This is a genomic window from Butyrivibrio hungatei DSM 14810 (assembly GCF_900143205.1).
GTDB classification, from domain to species: domain Bacteria; phylum Bacillota; class Clostridia; order Lachnospirales; family Lachnospiraceae; genus Butyrivibrio; species Butyrivibrio hungatei.
Genome location: NZ_FRDH01000007.1, coordinates 209,690 through 229,330 on the forward strand (window position 1 = coordinate 209,690; position 19,641 = coordinate 229,330).

Sequence of the window (19,641 nt, forward strand, 5' to 3'; positions counted from 1 at the left end):
CGCCATTTTTTACTAAATTTTTGCATAAAAAAAAGACGTAAATCTCATGTCGCTTGTCTACTATAACATAGACAAACTTCTTCGTCAATTAGTTTTTTTTGAAAGCAAAATACCGCCATTATTCCAATTGACCTCATATATTTCTCCAGGTTCAAACTCCTGTCCGGCACTCATAAGAGGGGCAAAAAGTTCCTTAGATAAATTATCTTCATCTTCCACATAAATATATGAAGCGTGATCAGAAATTATCTTTTGCATCATCGTATCGCTGCTATCTTCCTCTACCTTAAAAGAGTCATAGACAAGTGCAACAGGTGAAGCCTCTTTACTGATATAAGTATCATGTACCCAGTGATAAGTATGACCATCTCTGATGATCAGAACTCTTTTTCCCCAAAGAGACTTATCTCTAAGGACTTTATCCACAATTATCCTGCCGTCATCCCCTACCATATCATGATTATATGCATTATTCTCCGACACATCTTTTCTATATCCGCTTAAGTGCTTGTAAATTCCGGCATAATCCGCTGTTAAAAGAACAAATGCAAAAGTTACAGTAGCTGCGATCATTTTAAATTTCTTTTCCTGAACCTCTTCAAGCCTTGAAAAAAGAGTTCCCATCAAAAGGTAATATCCTCCAAAAAGGAAAGGAAAGCCGTATCTTCCCATGGACACAGCCATGGCATAGGCATCAAGGTACTGATCCTCAGTCTGGAAGATTGAAATATGTGCCAGGAAAATAATTCCATAAGTAATAAGTCCGGTAACTATAAGAAATGCTCCAACTTTCTTGATCTCTGAAATGTCCATGAGCTTCTTATAATAAAGAATGAATAAAAAAGCAAATAGTATCACTACGCCAGCGCAAACAGAAATATCAAAAGTCAGGTTTCTGTCGGCATGCATAGGCATTGTAAGAAATCCCTCTGCAAAAAATCTCGCCTTATCAGCCGCATTCTGTGGTGCAGTGTAGGTTCCTGAAGTTGCCATCTTGAGGCCTGCGCCTGTAAGCTTAGCAACCCTTCTATTGATCAGACAAAAGACAAGCCAGCTGCCGTAAGTTATTCCGCTAAAAGCAGCGGCGCCGAATATCTTTTTGTCTTTCTTGCAGATTAAAATATAGAAGATAAGTGCAAACACCGCCCACTCAACTCCCACAGACTTTGTCAGAAAAAGAACTGCTGTAAAAGCGGCGATCTTTACATATAATAATGAATCGCTGCCACCCTTACCTTCGATCATCGTAAGAAGAAGCGCGCCATAAATTATTCCCATGGTAATGTCTGCCGGTGTTCCATAATAGATGATTCCATTAAATACACCAGGAAGCATCATAACAACCGCAAATCCCAGCACATTGACTGCCGTGCCAAGTCCAGTCTTTTTGATCCTGCCAAAAAGAGGCATCAAAAACAAAGTATTTAATGCAAAATATCCTGCAAACTGAAGACTCTCCCTGTACTCCTTCATTCCAAGCTGTAAAAAGAGCCATTTAAAGATAGAAGTTACTGGGGGATAATCCCCAAACTCAGGTGAAACATTTCCGTATTTTCCAGGAAAGCCGTTCATGAAAAAGAGCTGCTTGGCATCAGATGACCAAAAATTGATATCATCCCACCAGGTAAATGGTGTTTCCAAAGTCATTACAGTCACCAAAACAAGAGCCAGTATAAGCATAAGGTAAGTAGGATCTGCAAGGGTCCTTCTCAGCTCTTTTACCAGATCATTCCTCCCTGCCTTGTCCATTCTAAAAAGAAGCACACCAAAAGCAGCGCAAAAAAGAAAAGCCAACACTCCGATAAACTTCATGCCTCTAAAAAATGCAAGGACATATAAAAGAAGAATAAGTCCTGCTGTGCAAAGAGCTATGGCATCCCCAAGAATCTGCTTATATCTTATTGAGATAAGAGCGCTACCCAAAAAGAGCGCTATGAATGTAATAAAAAATGTGATCATAATGATCTATTATACCAAACCCTTCATATAACGCAAAGAAGCGGCACACAAAATGGTGCGCCGCTTCTTCTATATATTTCAAGTTATCATGTGGCCACATGATAACCGAACAGTGTTCAACAATAATTATTGAACATCATTCCAGAATATTCACTGGTAATATAAGGAGATGCTGTATTATCCTTACTGTCAGGATTCTTGTAATTAACAACCGGTCTATCTACATACTTCATAGGATCAACTGCTATGTCCTTAGCTTTTGCAATAAGTGCATCTGCAAACTTTCTGACAGGAGCAAGGGACTCATCACTCTGGGTGCTGTCAACTGTCTGTCCTAAAAGTTCTTTATCGACCGATACTGTCCCATTCGCTTCAAGCTTAATTCCTATATCCTCAATACCTGACAGACACTGCCTTGCGATTCCGATAGCTTCATTCTTGAGCTTGTCACCCTTGAACTTCTCATCCTTATAATCGCCGGTATCAAGAACAAAGCTGTTATAGTTATCAATAAGAGCTGTAACATGCTTAACAAGTGCTTCGTTATCCCTTCTGACACCTACATGTATAGGCTCCTCTGTAAGTTCATTGACCTGAATATCAAACTTGCCGCCAACAGTAAAATGATTAGAGACTGCTGTCTTAGGCTCACCATTAAGTGTAAAGTGAGCATTTGCTGCAGGAGCTGAAACCCTGTCAAGTCCAAGTGCTTCTACTGAGCCCTTTGCAAGTTCACCGGATGTTTCGTATATTTCAAACTGGCTGATAGCTCCGCTCTTAAGTCCTGTTCTGGTACTTGATATCTGAAGAGCGCTTCTTCCTTCACCTACATCTATTACTTCAGCAAAAATACCTATGCCTGCTTTATTGATCAGCTTCTCCAACTTATCAAAGACATCCGAATTACGATCAGTCTGATAAATGCTGAACTGGAACTCAAATTCCTGATCATCAAGCTTGACATCAAATGCATAACTGTCAGGAGCAAGAACTGATGTAGACTCCCTAGGAAGTGCTTTTCCTCTATTTACCTGGCTGGCTGCAAGTTGCGTTACTTCAATATCAAAACCCGAGCCATTAACATCAGCATCAGGAGTCTTGCCAATATAAGAAGCAGTAACCTTCTCCTCATCTGTAGTAAATGCAGAAGTATGATTAAGCGAAGACTTATCGTCCTGGTTACTTAAACTAAATATATTGCCCTGAAGCAGCCTTGCACGTTCCTTTATATCAATCGCATCATTGCGCGAAGCATCATCATCTGTAAGTAGATAAAGAGGGGATTTTTTATTGATTTTTGCAATTGACTTATACACATCCCGAAGCTCATCTTTTCGATGGGCATCAGCCTGTGTCACATCTTTAGAAACATAATCTTGTATGAAATGGTTGTAGACACCATTCATGGAAATGCCTGCCATATGCGCCCCTCCTTTCTTCCTTGATAATGCACGAGTCCTTTCTCTCTGTCAATCCTTTGACATCAATCGCGCCAGGGTACAATTAGACACTTTTAGTTACCTATATTTTTCACTAAAGAAAGCAATAAGTCAATAATATTAAAGCAAAAAGTTATTAAAAAAACATAAATTATTTAACCATATCAAGCGCTGCTCTGATGACCTGATCCATATTATAGTACTTGTAAGCTCCAAGTCTTCCGCCAAACTGGATATTTGGATATTCCTTTGCAAGATTAAGATACTTTGCAAAAAGAGTATTATTCTTTTCATCATTCATTGGATAATAAGGTTCATCGCCATGCTTCCAGGTTGCAGGATATTCTCTTGTTACGATAGTGCCCTTACCATTTCCATATTCAAAGTGCTTATGCTCGATGATCCTTGTATATGGGATCTCACGCTCAGTGTAATTCACAACTGCGTTGCCCTGGTAGTTATCAACATCAGGAATGTCCTCTGTCTCAAATCTAAGTGATCTGTATTCCAAAGTTCCAAGCTTGTAGCCAAAGAACTCATCGATCATGCCTGTAAAGAGCATATTATCAAACTCATCGCCATTTACTGATGAAAGTGGCTGTGCAGGTACGTTTCCTTCAATCTTAACAAAGTCATAGTAATCAACGCCTGTCTTAACAGTGATGCTGCCTGAAACCTTTTCTGTTCCCTCTCCTATCAAAAGGAGCTTCTCAATAAGTGCTGTGTAGCCTCCAATAGGAATTCCCTGATATCTATCATTAAAGTAATTGTTGTCGTAAATATATCTCATAGGAAGTCTCTTGATGATAAAGGCTGGAAGTTCCTTACAGTCTCTTCCCCATTGTTTCTCAGTGTAGCCCTTAACAAGCTTCTCATAGATATCTCTTCCAGCAAGGCTAAGTGCCTGCTCTTCAAGATTATCTGCGGTAAAAGAATCTGTGCCTTTCTCCGCTTTCATTCTCTCAATCTCCTCATTGGCCTGCTTGGAAATGATAGCCTTAGCCTCTTCAGGAGTCTTGATGTTCCACATCTTGCTAAATGTGTTCATATTAAAAGGAAGATTATAAAGCTCATCCTTATAAACAGCAACAGGACTGTTGATGTAGTTATTAAACTCCGCAAAGTTATTAACATAGTCCCAGACCTCTTTGTCAGAAGTATGGAAGATATGTGCACCATACATATGAACATTTATCCCCATTCTGTTCTCTGTATAGATGTTTCCTCCAACATGCTCTCTTTTATCTATGACCAGAACGCTCTTGCCCTGCTTAGCTTTCTCATGGGCAAAGACAGCGCCATAAAGTCCCGCACCAACAACCAGATAATCGTATTTCATATAAAAACCTCCAAATTGACGTATTGTCTACGCCGTATGTTTTCGGGCAAAAAAATAGCCCGCGGATTTAATTATATCAAATCCGCGAGGCTTTTTATACCTTAAATAGATAATGTACTATTAGTCTGCCTGGTACTTATCAAGCTGAGAGAAATCACCCATCATATCAAGGATCTTCTTACGTCCAACCTTGTTGAGCTTAACATACTGCTGCATTACACGATTCTCAACAATCTTCTTACCAAGGTCTGTACCCTGCTCAAGAGTAGAAAAATCAACAGGATTAAGATTTAAACGATCACACATCTTGATAACTGTTCCGTAAGCCATACCCTCGATTCCTCTATCTAATGCTGTAACAAGTGTACTATATGGAATAGACATATCTAAAGCGAACTGTCTGACACTCTTATACTGCTGTAGAATTTCTTTTTTTAAAATTTCTGCCTTTGTCATAGCGCTATCCTCCTACTTATTATTTTTCTTGCAAAAATAATCTTACCTTTTTGCACAAACAAGTCTACCACATAGACGTTATTTCGTCATTCACTTTTTAGGGGAATTTTCCAATAAAATTTTATCGAGTTTGACTACAGTTTTTTGGCATTTTAACGAAATTGCAATCGATAACAAGAATTTGCGAAAGTGTTCACACATTCTTCACAATTCATTGATACAATAAATGCTTTTTTACGTCCACCAAGAGCCAATCTTAACCTTTGAACCGTAGGAATTATCTGAACAATTGACGAAAAAACAAACAGCACGAAAGTGCTGTTTGTCATGCATTTCTGTATGTTATTTAGTTATTAGTTTTTCACTTCTTCAATCTTTTTAGTTAAAAATACTATAACTTCATTGTAAATATCTTTCGGAATACTATAAACTTTATGCACATTTCCCGCACATTGAACGTCTATAGTACCCATTTTCCTATTAACTGCAACGATATTTTTGTAGTCCAAAGTTTCCTTCTTCATACCGCCTGCAGGAGTAAATTCAAGTCTCTCTGAAAAGAGCTTCAGCTCACCTTCCAACAAACCACTGGAAGCCTTGAACTCATACTCTGGCATGTCATCTCCAAGAACAGTCTCAAAGCCTTTTTCACCAGTCTCTGATATCATAACAGGCTGAGATATCTCTTCTTTTGAGATACTCTCTGCATTATGACCATCCTCAGTTCCTTCCATTTCATTGACAAGAGTCTCAATAAGACTTGTGGCTGTATTGAAGTGTGCCTTGATCTCAAAATCAGCATCTAAGAGGATTTGGATCGATTTGTTCCTTACACCAACTCTAAACTTAATAGTGTGGAAACCAGCCTCCAAAACTATCAATAATCCTTCTCCGGCTTTAACCTCATACATGAGCCTCTCATCAATAAATACGAGCATATTGCCAAGAGCCAGATCTACAGCGCCCATGCTGTAAATATGCATGAGATAATGCTTACTGGTATCATAAAGTCTTTTGCCACAAAATGGACAAAAGTTGATCTTTGTATTTATGTCATCCGCTAGAGTCTGCTTACAATTAGGACATCTCATAAACTCAATCCCTTTCTTCTTCCCTATCGTCTATAATGATACCACTTGTTTTTACAAATTGTGAAGCCCTCACCATGCATACCTTTTCCCTCTCGAATAGCACCACATCAAATGAGTGATCATTCCAGGGAAGCTTAGATGTATTGAGGTTTCCGTACACCACATCATCAACAATATTCTTGGCAATACCTGCAGCAAAAGAGTTATCGCAAACGCCAGCCACAAAAACATCCGGAAATATGTGCTTTAAATACGAACCTGTTGCACCGAAATTACAGCTGAAATCAAGGATCTTAAGAGGCTCTTTTCTCTCTGCATAAAGATCTGCTATCTTGTCGCAGGCCTCCTGCCAGTGCAGGCAAAATCCCCAGATATCAAAGTCCCACTTGTCTATAAAGGTCTGGCGGCTCCTTTCCATAGCATCATTGTGCCCTTCAAAGCCGCTTCCACCGTTGTGATAGATAAAGCTGTTAGTACACAGATATTGTTCAAAAGAAGCTGTGGCAAGTCTCATTCCAAGGTCATCGTCCTCAAAGTAGCCAGGAGAAAATATCTCGTCAAATACCTTGTTATCAGGAGCAACCACCTTCAAGGCATCTCTTGAAACCAAAAGTGCAAAGCCAGTAAGCCTAAACCTCTTGATATATGGATAGTACATAGGAATGGTATTTACAGCGGCATATTTACTAAAGATCTCAAAGCTCTTAGTTGCACCAAGCTTCTTGTGCCACAGATTGTCAAGCTCCTGACCCGCATACTCACCAAGAAGTGATGGCGCAACTTCCTGCAAAGAAGCGCTGTTAGATAAAGAACTGCAGGCTCCCACATTTCTATTTTCATAGAGCCCCATTCTCAGCCAGAAAAGAGCATTTGTTGTAAGAACTGCATCGTTGTTCAAAAAAAAGATGTCATTGTCCTCATTGCAGCAGTCAGCTCCCTGATTACATCCAACAGGAAAGCCCATATTCTCGCTATTTTCTATGAGTTTAAAACTATAGTCGGCACTATCAGCTCTTTCTCTAAGAAACTCGCGAACGCCTTCCTCTGTGGAAGCGTTGTCTACCACTACAATCTCAAGGCTCTCCTTTGGAAGAGACCTCTCAACCGAGTCAATGCACATCTTTAATAATTCAAGATCGTTATATGAAAGCACCATAACGCTTACGCCACGAACGCGCACTCTGGTGTCTTTTTTTAATTCCTGCAATGTCGAAGCGATAACTTCCCTATCGCTGTCTACATCACAGTAAAATAAAGCCATTTCATGGCATAGATAGGCCTTATCAATATTAAAGTTCTGGTAGTACAGACCAAGCATGTAGAACAGCTCATAATTTGTCTGATCAAAGCTCATACCCTTAGCAATAGCCTCAAATTCAGCTATGCCATCTCCAAGAGCTTCCCAAATAGACGCCTCCAATACGCACAATCTGGCTGCATCTTCATCACTGCTAAGGCCAATATTTTGGTATTCCTCCTGAAACTCGTATAAAGCTTCCTTGTAATCACCCTCTGAAATAAGCTGCTCAAGTTTTTCGTACATGTCTCACCTTAATATTGTTTTATGCTATCAATAAGTGGTGTACTTGCTTCCCACCCTGTATCCCTCTTGATCTTTTGAACTGAAGGTCTAAGTGATACAAATGGATCAGCTCTTTTACCAAAGTGCAAAAGAGTTCTGTCAGCCCCAAGATGATCTGCTGCCTCAAAAACGAAGTTCCTTAGAAGATCATACTTGCCATTAGCGATATTGTAGGCTTCTCCGGACACACCTCGCTCACCAAGAGCCATGATAGCTCCTGCAGCGTCTACTGCATCAAGATAGTCCCAATATTGCTCGCATGAGCTTAAGTTTACTTCCTGTCCGTCTTTCAATTTTTTTACAAGATCAGGAAGCATCCTGCCTTCAGGTTCATACTTACCAATAAGGCTAAATATCCTGCCCCATATAAATTGTATTTCGGAGATTTCAGCTTTTTTCTTAAGTAAATAATATGCTGCTGCCTTGGATGCACCATAAGCAGAGAAAGGTTCCAAGAGCATATTCTCTGTGATCTCAGCATCATCTGACTTAACGCCATATTCCGCCTGAGATCCAATTCCTACAAATCTAACGCTCTGGGCCTTCTCTTTCAAGCTAATGGCTGAATCCATAGCCTTTAAAGAGCCCTCAATATTGCTGTACTGCGCATCAAAGTCATCTCTTCCGCCGCCCCAGGCAAGATGGAAGATTATCACATCCTTGCCAGTGACATCAGAAGGATCCATGAGCCCCGCTATCTGGTCATACTCATCCATGCCCAGCAAAAGAACTCTAAGCTTGTCCGACTCTTTAAATCTGGAGTTGTGTAAAGAGCCCTTTCTGCCAATGGCATAAACCTTGTAGTCGCTATCCAGCAAAGCTTCTGTGAGATTAGCGCCCGCAAAGCCAAAGGCTCCGGTAACTACAGCTGTTTTCATATTATCTACCACATGCCTTTTTGATCACATCAGATACGAAGTCGATCTTCTCATCTGTAAGTCCTGGATATACGCCGATCCAGAAAGCATTGTTCATAACTCTATCTGTAACATCAAGTGAACCAACTACACGGTAGTCCTTACCCTCTACATACTCATCAAAGCATGGATGCTTGATAAGGTTACCAGAGAAAAGAAGTCTGGTCTGAATGTTATTCTCTTCAAGAGCCTTAGTAATATCGTTACGGGTAAATGTAGCACCCTCTTTTACGCACATGATAAATCCAAACCATGAAGGATTAGAGTTCTCTGCTCTCTCAGGAAGCTCCAGAACATCTGAAAGCTCCTGAAGGTTAGCCTTAAATCTATCCCAGTTCTTACGTCTAGCATCAGCAAATGGAATGAGCTTATCAAGCTGAGCACAGCCAACTGCTGCCTGCATATCAGTTGCCTTAAGATTATATCCAAGATGGCTATATACATATTTGTGATCATAGCCAACTGGAAGCTTACCAAACTGGCCATCAAATCTATGTCCGCAGAAGTTATCCTTACCTGGAGGACATACGCAGTCTCTGCCCCAGTCTCTGAAGCTTCTGACAAGTCTGTGAAGAAGACCGTTGTTGGTATAAACGCATCCGCCCTCACCCATTGTGATGTGGTGTGGTGGATAGAAGCTTGATGTAGCGATATCGCCCCAGGCACCTGTAAGTCTGGTCTCGCCATCAATTGTATATTCTGAACCAAGAGCATCACAGTTATCTTCTACAAGCCAAAGGTTGTGCTTGTCGCAGAAGGCTCTTACTTCTTTAAGATCAAATGGATTACCAAGTGTATGAGCGATCATAACAGCCTTGGTCTTTTCTGAAAGTGCTTCCTCAAGCTTAGTAACATCGATATTGTATTGAGGAATAGTAACGTCAACAAATACAGGAACTGCGCCGTACTGCATGATAGGAGCAACTGTTGTAGGAAATCCGCAAGCAACTGTAATGACTTCGTCGCCTCTTTTCACCTGTCTATCTCCAAGTTCCTTGCCTGTAAGTGCCATAAATGCAATAAGGTTAGCTGACGAACCACTGTTAACAAGGCTAGCGTGCTTAACTCCAAGAAGCTTAGCAAATCTCTCCTCAAACTCATCAGTATATCTTCCAGCTGTAAGCCAGAAATCAAGTGAAGAATCCACAAGATTAATCACTTCTTTATCATCAAATACTCTTCCTGAATAAGGGATTCTGTCTCCCTTGTTAAAAGACTCTCTGTCTACCTTTAAAAACTTCTCATAATACTCTGCTACAAGCTCTTTTATCTGCTGTCTTGCAGCCTGCTCGTTGTTACTAATTGCCACAATAAATCTCCTTTATTTTTCAAAATACTCTTTTATCTGCTTCTCAGTGCAGGAAATTGCGTTGCCAGCCATATATTCGGAGGTCCATTCAACAGTCTTGCTGACAGCCATATCGATATCCCACTTTGGTGACCAGCCTAGTTTACTCTTTATTTTTGAACAGTCAAGTTTGAGGTAATTTGCCTCGTGAGGGCCTCCGTCAGGCTTAACCTCAACCTTAAAATCACCCTTCCACTCTCTCTTGAATATCCCTGTAAGTCTGCCAGCTGTGACAGCATCGCTCTCATTAGGCCCTACATTATAATAGCCAGCATACTTGTGGTCCTCGTACTGCTTCTGAGCCAGTAAAAGATATGCTGAAAGAGCCTCAAGCACATGCTGGAATGGTCTTGTTGAATCAGGATTCCTAAGAACGATAGGCTCTCCTGCCATAGCAGCTCTTACACAGTCAGGAATGATCCTGTCTCTTGCAAAGTCGCCGCCTCCAATAACGTTACCAGCTCTTGCTGTTGAAGTTGCTATATTAAGTTCATTAAAGAATGAATTCACATAAGAATGAGTCACAAGCTCAGAGCATGACTTACTATTAGAATATGGATCATAGCCATCAAGCTTCTCATCCTCTCTATATCCCCACTCCCACTCATTGTTCTGGTAAACCTTGTCTGTAGTTACATTGAGAAAAGACTTAACGCCGCCCTTTCTGACGCACTCACAGATATTAACTGTTCCCATCACATTGGTCTCGTAGGTATATCTTGGCTCCTCATAAGATGTTCTGACAATAGGCTGCGCAGCCAGATGAAATACTATCTCAGGCCTTGCCTCGTCAAAAAACTTCTGTAATTTATCAAAATCTCTGATGTCTCCAATGCAGGAGTGCATATTTTCTGAAAGCTTAAGGATATCAAAAAGATTGTCTCCCTCAGGTTTCAAAGCATATCCATAAACTTCAGCACCAGCCATCAAAAGGATCTTGGAAAGCCAGCTCCCCTTAAATCCAGTATGTCCGGTGATAAGAACTCTTTTACCCTTGTAAAAATCTAACATTACTCTCCCTTTTCGACCTCTGCGGCCTCCCTTTCATAATCTGCTGCCTGCTCGTCATTGCCAAGAGCCCTATAGCACTTAGCCAGAGCCAGTCTTGGAAGCTCTTTTGACTTCCTGAGATCCAAGATACTCTCACATTCATATGCAGCATTGAAGAACCATATTATAGCCTCATCATAGTCCTTTTGACCATAGTAATATTCACCAAGTTCATAGCACATTTCGCTCGACATTTCGGTATTTGCATCTTTTAAGGAACACTTCAAAAGAGTTTTGGTATCATCTGCAATAACTGCTATATGCGCAAGGACGCAGCAGGCCTCTTTTATCTCATCAATAGTCCTGTTGTTGTCCTTAAGTGAATCCTCAAAAAATGTTCTGGCTTTGATAAAGTCCTCTTTGGTTCCAGCCATCATAAGTTCCCTTGCATACATGTTATGAAGGCGCTTTGACAGATATCTGCCCTCAGAGATAGCTTTCCTAAAAGACTCAAGATCTCTTCCAGCATGATTCTCTGCTGGTCTGTGAATGATTTCGATCTCGCTGTTGCAGATAACAGGGTCAATTGCCACCTGCTCATGGATTGGGTCTTCCCACACGAACCTCCTGAGACGTTTAAAGAGCTTTGGTCTAAGCTCCCTGTCGTAGTTGTAGACAGTTCTGAATGCAAGCTGGTTACAATAGTACATTTGCACAATATCTATATCGAGCTTCAAAAGATCATCTTTTAGCTTCAAAAAGCGCTCTCTGTTCTCCTCATCAAGCTCCTCATCAGCATCTGCGGAATAAATATAGTCACAACTTGCCTTAGAAAAAGCAAAGTTCCTGGCTTCACTAAAGTCCCCTGTCCATTCAAAGTCATAGACCTTGGCGCCAAAAGACTCAGCTATTTTCTTAGTTTTGTCGGTAGATCCTGTATCAACAATGATAAATTCATCAGCAATCCCCTTAAGACTGTTTAAACACCTTGAAAGGTTTGCCTCTTCATCTTTTACTATCATACAAACACTAATCGTAACCATAATTAACCCTCCATAGTTTTATGGTACAACAACCTTTACCATGTAGCAAACATAATGTAAAATTAGGAATTATGAAAAAGACACTAGTGTTTACTATTTTGACAATAGCTCTTTTGACAGGATGTGGTAAAAGACCTGCTGAAACCGTAGCGATCACTCCCTACGAGCCAGAAGGCTACATCGCTGAATCTGAACTGACCGAGGCCGGCAAAGATCCACAGACCGCAGCTTCAGAACTAGAGCCCATAAATAACTACGATACCAAGTTAAGTGTCCCTACCTGCATCACACAGATAGATGGCACCTGGTTCATCGTAGATTGCTACCACAACAGAGTCATCTACTCCGACACTCTCGGGGTTCCTCTGACTGATTGGCGCATCATGACTACAGAAGTCACACAGCCGCACACCATTGCCAGCGATGGCACGGTCTATATGATAGATGACACTGAAAATAACAAAGTCCGAATCTTCGAAAAAGTCGATGGCGTATTCTTGCAGACTCAGGTTTTTTACGATATCGGAAATCGCCCTCATTACACAGTTTATGACAAAGCAACTGACACCTTTTATGTTTGGAGCTCCATAACTGGCGAGCTGTACTGTTTTAGAAGAGATTCATCCTCCACAAGAGTGTATCTTACTGATATCAGGAAGGTCGATGACCTTGAGGGCATTTACGTCAGATCTTTTTCTATAATAGATGGCGATATTTACTTTGTTTCCGGAATCTCTGATTCAGATTCAGAGGCAACTTCCAAGATCTACAGATGTGATCTGTCTGATCTTTCGGTAAAAGAAAAAATAGACGTCCCTTCAGAGCTTGCAGGAATGGCGCAGATCACCAAAATTCAGGATTACTACTATATAACAGTATCTACTGATGCAAGCGGCTCACAGGACAGCGCAACATTAGTAAGAACAAAATCCTTACACGACTTAATACAAGGTGAATATGAAGATATCTATTCTGAGTACTTTGTAGGTGGCGGAACCCCATATTACATCTCAGAAGTAGATGATACTTATTTTCTTACTGAACATCGTCTTGCAGACCACGGAATATGGTCATTCAAGATCAGAAATAACGACATTACAGAGGTCATTCCATTATACTAATGGATGGCCTCTTTTTTATAATTATTAAATAACTTTTCCCTTTATATATTCTTGTTTTTTTAGTACAATACTATATTAGGAGAAGTATTATATGAAGATTGTAGAAAACGCTAAAACACTGATTAATCTGTACAAAGATTATCGTACAATGAACCAAACAGACTTGGAGGACTTTTACAAATCCAAGTGTACTTATTATCAAGATTACGTTGGCATTAGTCTTTTGTTTGGCAGTATATTTTCAATTGCGTATCTTTATTCAGATTATCAATTGAATGGCTCCTATGGTCCTACTCTAATTCCTAGATTATCAGTTCTTGTCGCTGTGCTTCTTTTCATTTTAGTGACTGAATTTGTTGACAACACTGGTGTTACTGTTTTTATGGACTATTTTCTGGGTCACTATATAGTCATCGCCACTATTTGGGCAATATATTTCCTTAAGATAAGAGTTCACGCAAGCGAAGGATTCATCATAATGAATCTGGTATTTTTGACAGTGGGATTCGTCGCCCGACCTAGCCAGATAATCTTGTCAAGTCTATTCTTCCTTGGAGAAATACTTATTTCCAATGGTTTTAACCACTATGAGAACCTGGATATCATCGTTTCTCTTGAGATTCCATGTGCTCTTGCGGTTATTGCTTCACACCTGATCCTTACTCTTTTCTACCTGGATCACTATCGCATGCAGCAAAAGCTTGAGCTGTCAATGGTAACAGATCCACTAACTCAGGTTTACAATAGACATTTGCTTGAAAAGATCGTAACCAAGAACGCACTTATCGGTGATTCCAAGGAAGTTGCGATTGCAATGCTTGATATCGACTTCTTTAAACAGGTTAACGATGAGCATGGTCACTACACTGGCGATCAGACTCTTTTATACATTGGACAGAAACTTACAGCTCAGACTCACGACACGGACTATGTTATCAGATTTGGTGGTGAGGAATTCATCATTATCTTCAAAGACTGCGACGTGAACAACGCCTGCGCACGCATGGAGCAGTTCCGTCAAGACATAGAAAAAGCCACAGACTCACCAGTTCCTATCACTGTGTCTGTGGGCGTTTCCAAGTACACTGGCGACTTTGAAAAGACAATCGTCAATGTAGACAACGCCCTCTACAAAGCTAAGAACACAGGACGAAACAGGGTGGTTGTGGTTTAAGAAATTTAATATATCAATGATTGTTTTCTAAGAAAGACATTACTTCTTCTTTAGTTGGCATCACAGAAAGCGCACCTTTTTTGGTAGTAATTATAGATGCTGCAGCATTTGCAAAGGAAAGACACTTGGTAAGTCCTTCCTCAGTGAGGTTATCAAGGCCGTTTCTGCGAATGTAGTCTATGGCGCAAGCACAGAATGTGTCGCCTGCCCCTGTAGTCTCTATAGTTGCCTGATTTCTGTAGCCATCTTTTTTTACAGCTATATCCTTATAAAGGGCAATACTTCCATCAGGTCCAAGAGTTGCAAATACTATCGGAATGTCATAATCCTTCTTGATCTTTTTGGCACCCTCTTCAATATCCTTGATTCCTGTAAATAACTGAATCTCATTGTCTGAAATCTTTAAGATATCACAGTTCTCAAAGCCAAATTTCATAGCTTCCAGAGCATCACTCTCACCTTTCCACAAAGGTTCTCTATAATTCGGGTCAAAAGAGATAGTTACTCCATTTTCTTTTGCTATTTCAACCGCCCTGATAGTTGCAGCCTTTGCAGGTTCATCTGTCATTGACAATGTTCCTAAATGAAAGATATCTGCGCTTTTTATAAGATCTGCTGCCTTCTCAACATCTGCTACTGTCAGCATCATATCAGCACCAGGTTTTCTGTAAAAAGAAAAATCCCTGTCACCGTTTGATAGCTTGTTTACAAAAGCAAGTGTAGTATTGACGTTTTCATCAAAGACAAGCCCTGTTGAATCTATTCCCTGCTTTTCAATCCTTTCCTTTAGCATCCTTCCAAAAAAGTCATTTCCTACTTTTCCTATAAATGCTGTATTATTTCCAAGATTCTGAAGCATCGACAATACATTGCAGGGAGCCCCGCCAGGGTTAGCCTCAAACAAAGGATTTCCCTGAGCACTATCTCCACTACCTGTAAAATCTATAAGTAATTCCCCAAGCGCAACTACATCTTTTTTCATAGATCATTTCCTCTCAAGTTCATACATAGTAACATCCATAAGAAGCTCCCCAGCCGCTTTGAAGCTTATGCCCTCAGCTCTTACATCTGTCAGGATAACCATAGACATTGCCTGCTCACCATTATTTATGAACAGCTCGCAGCTATATCTGTCAAGAACAAGTCTAAGAGAAATCTCACCCTTATTTCCTGCCACCTTGCATCTCCTCTGGTGGACGATAGCTCTTCTGCTGCCGGAATGCTTTCTGTCGATCTTAACGATATTGTCAACAGGATCATACTCAATAGTTGAATATGCCTTGCCATTATCTGCAAATCGGATCTCAAACTTTTTGTATGAAAGCTCTGGCTGTGTAGATCTTACTTTGACAGTCATGTCGACACATCTGCCCTCAATGCTTGATAATGAAACACTGTCAGAAATAAGAACATTCTGTCTGCTGATCCTTTTTCCGTAATAGTTTTCTATTTCTCTTGCTGGCCACTGAATAAGCTTGTTATCACGAATAGAGATTTCTCTTGGAATGCTCATCTGCCCAAACCAAGGGAAGTCGTTTCGCTTAATTCCGCATGTATCCCAGTTCTGCATCCATCCGATCATAATCCTGCGTCCATCAGCGGTCTTAATAGTCTGTGGTGCATAGAAGTCGATACCATAATCAACCGCCTGGCAATTTTCTTCGCAGAACTCACCTTTTTCGTCAATGCTTCCAATAATGCACAGGGTTCCATTGCCGTTGTGGAATTCAAGTTCTTCAGGAAGCATATCCTGAGGGCTTGTCAAAAGGATATGTTTACCATCGTGCTCAAAGTAATCAGGACACTCCCACATAACACCAAATCTGTGATTATTCTTGATCATGGTCTTATCGTAGGACCAATGAATTCCGTCTTCGCTCACATACTGAAGAATCTGTCCATCCTCATCCTCTGTCTTATTGCCAACAACGATATAGTATTTACCATTTTCGCGCCATATCTTTGGATCTCTGAAGTCGTATTTACCAGCCCCTTCAGGAAGCATTGTACTGTCGATAACCGGATTATTTTCGTACTTCTCATAATCCCTGCCATCTCCAATGGCAACGCACTGGGTCTGCACATCTCTGATATTGCCGTTTTCATCTTCTGTTTTCTGAACGCCAGTGTAGACAAGGAGCTGTTTTCCATCTTCCAGCTCTATAGCACTTCCTGAAAAGCATCCATTCTGATCATATTCACTGTCAGGCGCGATCGCAGCCGGTAAATATTTCCAGGTGATCAGATCCTTACTGACTGCATGTCCCCAGTGCATTGGTCCCCACACAGTCTCGTATGGATAATACTGATAAAAGAGATGATATTCGCCCTTGTAGATACTAAAGCCGTTAGGATCATTCATCCAACCAATTCTTGGAGTCAGATGAAAAAGAGGTCTCATTTCAGGAGCTATCATCTTTTCCTTTTTCTCTTCATATTCACGTGCCTTGTTTAACTTATCGCTCATTTCTTTCCTCACTTAACTTTGAAATTCTTAAAAAAAGGGAGGAGATAACCTCCCCCCTGTATTACTTTTTTAGATTACTTATAGAACTCATCAAGATACTTCTGGTAGATAGAAAGATACTTATCAAGACCATAAGCATTAACCTGCTTGATATATTCATCCCACTCAGCATCTGTAAGGCCGTTCATCACGAAGTTACTTCTGCTTGAATTGATGTAGCTGATAAGATCTGTCTGGATAGTTGTAAGTTCTTCTGTGTCTTCAGCTGTCATAAATACGTTAGGATATACGTACTTGCAATTCATATCATCTGTGTAATACTCTTTGATCCAGTCAAGACGATACTGCGCATCATCAGGACATGTTACATATACTCCATAGTACTCATCAAGAATAGCAAGAGGACCACCAACGCATTCAGCCTCACGTACCTCTACAGGAGAAGCATCTCCAAGTGGTGCATGCTTGAGCATCTTATCGCCGTTCGCATTTGTTGAAAGTTCAAAGATATCAAACTCATCATCCTCGCCATATGTTCCCCAGTTATTCTGTGGAGACTGGAATGGATCATACATCTTATCAAGCCAAGCGCATACAAATGCAGGATTCTCGCACTTTGAAGTGATGACACATCTTCCGCGATCAAAACCTGATGTAAATGAACTGTTCATTGGAGTTACATTTCTTACATCTGCCTTAAGTGCTGCAAGAGGAACGAAATCTTCGAGATTATCAATGTTTGCAACATCCCATGTAAAGCAAACGCCATATCTGTGTGATTTTCCTTTAGCTACATATGTTGACCAGTCCTGTGTAAAGCACTCAGGATCAATAAGTCCCTCTTCGTAGAGCTTGTGGAGCCACTGCATACCTGACTTGAAGCCCTCCTGTGTAGCTGTGCAGATAACCTTCTTGTCATCAGTAACTGCAATATGCTGGCCAAGATCATTATCACCGTAGCCTTCACCAAAACCATTGATAAGAAGACTTGGATCCTGATCATTCATGATGCATGACATAGGAATGATGTCACCTTCAATACCAAATTCTGCCTGAAGATCTGAAGCGTGATCTTTGAATGCCTTAAGCACTTCCTCAAATTCATCTACTGTTGTAGGTGTCTGAAGTCCAAGGAAATCCAACCACTTCTTGTTAATGTATGTAAAGTTATTACCTACAGTCTGGATAGCTGTCTTGTTTGAACCAAGCTGCTCGATCCATGGAAGAGCCCAGATATGTCCCTCTGAATCCTCACACATTGCGCGATATTCAGGATATTTATCAAATACTGCCTTCAGATTAGGCATGTTATTGTCTATATACTCTTCTATAGGAAGAATAACTCCCTGATCAGCATATCTGATAAGATCAGAGTTGCTAAAGCTTGCGTTAAACACAAAATCAGTAAGTGCATTCTTGTTAGCCATGTTGAGCTGGATCTTGTCACCCCACTGATCATTTGAAATAGCTGTCCATTCAACATGTACATTTGTCTCTTCTTCAAGTCTCTTAAAGATAGTTCTATTATTAGGTTCTGACTCAGTTCCTGATGGATAGCTGATAGTACCAGTAATAGTAACCTTATTTTCTAACGGAAAGCTGATATTTTCCGCTGAAACTGATGCTGCCCCACTCTTTGCTGCGCCTTTTCCACAACCAGCAAGAACACTAGCTGACATTGCAAGAACAAGTACTGCTGAAAATAACTTTGTTGTTTTCTTTTTCATATACCCTCTCCTTATAAAAAAATTATTTATTCGCTCCTGTTACCAGGGGAAATACATTTTTAAAAGATCATCCCTTTACTGAGCCAACCATGATACCTGAATCAAAATACTTCTGGAAGAACGGATACATCACGATCAGTGGCAAACTGGATATAATGATCGTCGCATACTTTAAAAGTTCTGCAAGCTGCGCTCTCTGTGCAGTACTCTGCATATCAGCTATCATTCCAGGATCCGGTTCATTCTGGATCAAAATAGCCCTAAGCACCAGCTGAAGTGGCTGCTTCTCAGCAGAATTGAGATATATCATTGCATCAAAGTAGCTATTCCACATTCCAACAAACTGCCACAAGACCAAAACAGCAATAAGAGGAGTACATACAGGAAGTAGGATCCTGAAGAAAAATACCAGTTCATTCGCTCCATCTACATCAGCCGCTTCTCTTAATTCACTTGGAATGCCTTTGTAATATGTTCTTGCAATGATCATGTTCCATACACTGAATGATCCAGGAAGAAGTACAGCCCACATAGTATCAAGAAGTCCCATATTGCTGATAAGAAGATATGTAGGAATCAGACCTCCACCAAAAAACATTGTGATAATGAAAATTGCATTAAAAAACTTTTTTCCTTTAAAATCGTCTCTGGACATCGGATATGCACACAGAAGTGTTACAAAAACCGATATGAACGCAAATAACACAGAATAAATAATTGCGTTCTTGAATCCTATCCATATCTGAGAGTTAGTCATAACCCTCTCGTAAGCTGTCAAAGTCCACTTACTGACATCAAATACGATTCCCTTGTTCTGCAGTGTAATAGGGTCCATAAAAGAAGCTACGATGATATACACTACAGGACCTATGATTGCTACAACAAAAGCCGCAAGAAGGATATATCCCACAAGGAGAAACGTCTTATCCCCGATAGATGCTCTTGCAAACTCACTCTTTTTTGCTCTAACTGTTCTTTCCATTTCTCT

At 40.5% G+C, this 19,641-nt stretch carries 16 protein-coding genes; 2 read left to right on the plus strand and 14 right to left on the minus strand.

The features are described 5' to 3' along the window. Positions 1 to 84 precede the first annotated feature (84 nt). From BUA02_RS09890 to BUA02_RS09935, 10 genes are all read right to left on the minus strand, one after another. Positions 85 to 1,959 carry a hypothetical protein gene (locus BUA02_RS09890; protein ID WP_072703484.1) on the minus strand — a complete coding sequence of 625 codons (1,875 nt, stop codon included), beginning with the start codon at positions 1,957 to 1,959 and terminating at the stop codon, positions 85 to 87. Positions 1,960 to 2,075: 116 nt separating this feature from the next. Next, positions 2,076 to 3,380 carry a hypothetical protein gene (locus tag BUA02_RS09895; protein ID WP_072703487.1) on the minus strand — a complete coding sequence of 435 codons (1,305 nt, stop codon included), beginning with the start codon at positions 3,378 to 3,380 and terminating at the stop codon, positions 2,076 to 2,078. Positions 3,381 to 3,549: 169 nt separating this feature from the next. Continuing rightward, the gene (gene glf / locus BUA02_RS09900; RefSeq protein ID WP_072703490.1) at positions 3,550 to 4,737 is read right to left on the minus strand and encodes a UDP-galactopyranose mutase; all 1,188 of its coding nucleotides are present in this window, start codon (positions 4,735 to 4,737) and stop codon (positions 3,550 to 3,552) included. A 120-nt stretch (positions 4,738 to 4,857) separates the two neighbouring features. Beyond that, entirely contained in the window at positions 4,858 to 5,193 is a 336-nt protein-coding gene (locus BUA02_RS09905; RefSeq protein ID WP_071175390.1) for a transcriptional regulator, read from the minus strand. A 353-nt stretch (positions 5,194 to 5,546) separates the two neighbouring features. Continuing rightward, complete coding sequence (locus BUA02_RS09910) at positions 5,547 to 6,284, minus strand: zinc ribbon domain-containing protein (RefSeq protein WP_072703493.1); 738 nt, start codon at positions 6,282 to 6,284, stop codon at positions 5,547 to 5,549. A gap of 4 nt (positions 6,285 to 6,288) precedes the next feature. Beyond that, entirely contained in the window at positions 6,289 to 7,827 is a 1,539-nt protein-coding gene (locus BUA02_RS09915; protein WP_072703496.1) for a glycosyltransferase family 2 protein, read from the minus strand. An 8-nt stretch (positions 7,828 to 7,835) separates the two neighbouring features. Continuing rightward, positions 7,836 to 8,744, minus strand: a complete 909-nt coding sequence (locus BUA02_RS09920; protein ID WP_072703499.1) for an NAD-dependent epimerase/dehydratase family protein — start codon at positions 8,742 to 8,744, stop codon at positions 7,836 to 7,838. A 1-nt stretch (position 8,745) separates the two neighbouring features. Beyond that, entirely contained in the window at positions 8,746 to 10,092 is a 1,347-nt protein-coding gene (rfbH, locus tag BUA02_RS09925; protein WP_072703502.1) for a lipopolysaccharide biosynthesis protein RfbH, read from the minus strand. Positions 10,093 to 10,104: 12 nt separating this feature from the next. Further along, positions 10,105 to 11,142: a CDP-glucose 4,6-dehydratase gene (gene rfbG, locus BUA02_RS09930; RefSeq protein WP_072703505.1), complete on the minus strand. Its 1,038-nt coding sequence runs from the start codon at positions 11,140 to 11,142 to the stop codon at positions 10,105 to 10,107. Beyond that, positions 11,142 to 12,164 (minus strand): glycosyltransferase family 2 protein, encoded by a 1,023-nt coding sequence (locus BUA02_RS09935; RefSeq protein WP_072703508.1) that lies wholly within the window; start codon positions 12,162 to 12,164, stop codon positions 11,142 to 11,144. Before BUA02_RS09935 ends, rfbG begins: the two co-directional genes overlap by 1 nt. A 71-nt stretch (positions 12,165 to 12,235) precedes the next feature. Here BUA02_RS09935 and BUA02_RS09940 point away from each other — a divergent pair, with 71 nt between their 5' ends. Together BUA02_RS09940 and BUA02_RS15585 are read left to right on the plus strand one after the other, a co-directional pair. Further along, a complete protein-coding gene (locus BUA02_RS09940; protein WP_072703510.1) occupies positions 12,236 to 13,285 on the plus strand; it encodes an NHL repeat-containing protein in 1,050 nt (349 codons plus the stop codon). Between the two features lie 91 nt (positions 13,286 to 13,376). Beyond that, on the plus strand, positions 13,377 to 14,459 hold the full coding sequence (locus tag BUA02_RS15585) for a GGDEF domain-containing protein (protein ID WP_083572726.1): 1,083 nt from the start codon (positions 13,377 to 13,379) through the stop codon (positions 14,457 to 14,459). Positions 14,460 to 14,472: 13 nt separating this feature from the next. Here the strand turns inward: BUA02_RS15585 and BUA02_RS09950 are convergent, their stop codons facing one another. From BUA02_RS09950 to BUA02_RS09965, 4 genes are all read right to left on the minus strand, one after another. After that, positions 14,473 to 15,441 carry a carbohydrate kinase family protein gene (locus BUA02_RS09950; protein WP_072703513.1) on the minus strand — a complete coding sequence of 323 codons (969 nt, stop codon included), beginning with the start codon at positions 15,439 to 15,441 and terminating at the stop codon, positions 14,473 to 14,475. A gap of 3 nt (positions 15,442 to 15,444) precedes the next feature. Next, positions 15,445 to 16,926 carry a glycoside hydrolase family 32 protein gene (locus tag BUA02_RS09955; RefSeq protein WP_072703516.1) on the minus strand — a complete coding sequence of 494 codons (1,482 nt, stop codon included), beginning with the start codon at positions 16,924 to 16,926 and terminating at the stop codon, positions 15,445 to 15,447. A gap of 74 nt (positions 16,927 to 17,000) precedes the next feature. Further along, the gene (locus tag BUA02_RS09960) at positions 17,001 to 18,653 is read right to left on the minus strand and encodes an ABC transporter substrate-binding protein (protein ID WP_072703519.1); all 1,653 of its coding nucleotides are present in this window, start codon (positions 18,651 to 18,653) and stop codon (positions 17,001 to 17,003) included. Between the two features lie 67 nt (positions 18,654 to 18,720). Beyond that, positions 18,721 to 19,635, minus strand: coding sequence for a carbohydrate ABC transporter permease (locus BUA02_RS09965; RefSeq protein WP_072703522.1), 915 nt, complete (start codon positions 19,633 to 19,635; stop codon positions 18,721 to 18,723). Positions 19,636 to 19,641: the final 6 nt, after the last annotated feature.

What these genes read in the sequence shown, in the direction of transcription:
- BUA02_RS09890 (WP_072703484.1), bottom strand. Translation starts at nt 1,959, where the DNA reads ATGATCACATTTTTTATTACATTCATAGCGCTCTTTTTGGGTAGCGCT.
- BUA02_RS09895 (WP_072703487.1), bottom strand. Translation starts at nt 3,380, where the DNA reads ATGGCAGGCATTTCCATGAATGGTGTCTACAACCATTTCATACAAGAT.
- glf (WP_072703490.1), bottom strand. Translation starts at nt 4,737, where the DNA reads ATGAAATACGATTATCTGGTTGTTGGTGCGGGACTTTATGGCGCTGTC.
- BUA02_RS09905 (WP_071175390.1), bottom strand. Translation starts at nt 5,193, where the DNA reads ATGACAAAGGCAGAAATTTTAAAAAAAGAAATTCTACAGCAGTATAAG.
- BUA02_RS09910 (WP_072703493.1), bottom strand. Translation starts at nt 6,284, where the DNA reads ATGAGATGTCCTAATTGTAAGCAGACTCTAGCGGATGACATAAATACA.
- BUA02_RS09915 (WP_072703496.1), bottom strand. Translation starts at nt 7,827, where the DNA reads ATGTACGAAAAACTTGAGCAGCTTATTTCAGAGGGTGATTACAAGGAA.
- BUA02_RS09920 (WP_072703499.1), bottom strand. Translation starts at nt 8,744, where the DNA reads ATGAAAACAGCTGTAGTTACCGGAGCCTTTGGCTTTGCGGGCGCTAAT.
- rfbG (WP_072703505.1), bottom strand. Translation starts at nt 11,142, where the DNA reads ATGTTAGATTTTTACAAGGGTAAAAGAGTTCTTATCACCGGACATACT.
- BUA02_RS09935 (WP_072703508.1), bottom strand. Translation starts at nt 12,164, where the DNA reads ATGGTTACGATTAGTGTTTGTATGATAGTAAAAGATGAAGAGGCAAAC.
- BUA02_RS09940 (WP_072703510.1), top strand. Translation starts at nt 12,236, where the DNA reads ATGAAAAAGACACTAGTGTTTACTATTTTGACAATAGCTCTTTTGACA.
- BUA02_RS15585 (WP_083572726.1), top strand. Translation starts at nt 13,377, where the DNA reads ATGAAGATTGTAGAAAACGCTAAAACACTGATTAATCTGTACAAAGAT.
- BUA02_RS09950 (WP_072703513.1), bottom strand. Translation starts at nt 15,441, where the DNA reads ATGAAAAAAGATGTAGTTGCGCTTGGGGAATTACTTATAGATTTTACA.
- BUA02_RS09955 (WP_072703516.1), bottom strand. Translation starts at nt 16,926, where the DNA reads ATGAGCGATAAGTTAAACAAGGCACGTGAATATGAAGAGAAAAAGGAA.
- BUA02_RS09960 (WP_072703519.1), bottom strand. Translation starts at nt 18,653, where the DNA reads ATGAAAAAGAAAACAACAAAGTTATTTTCAGCAGTACTTGTTCTTGCA.
- BUA02_RS09965 (WP_072703522.1), bottom strand. Translation starts at nt 19,635, where the DNA reads ATGGAAAGAACAGTTAGAGCAAAAAAGAGTGAGTTTGCAAGAGCATCT.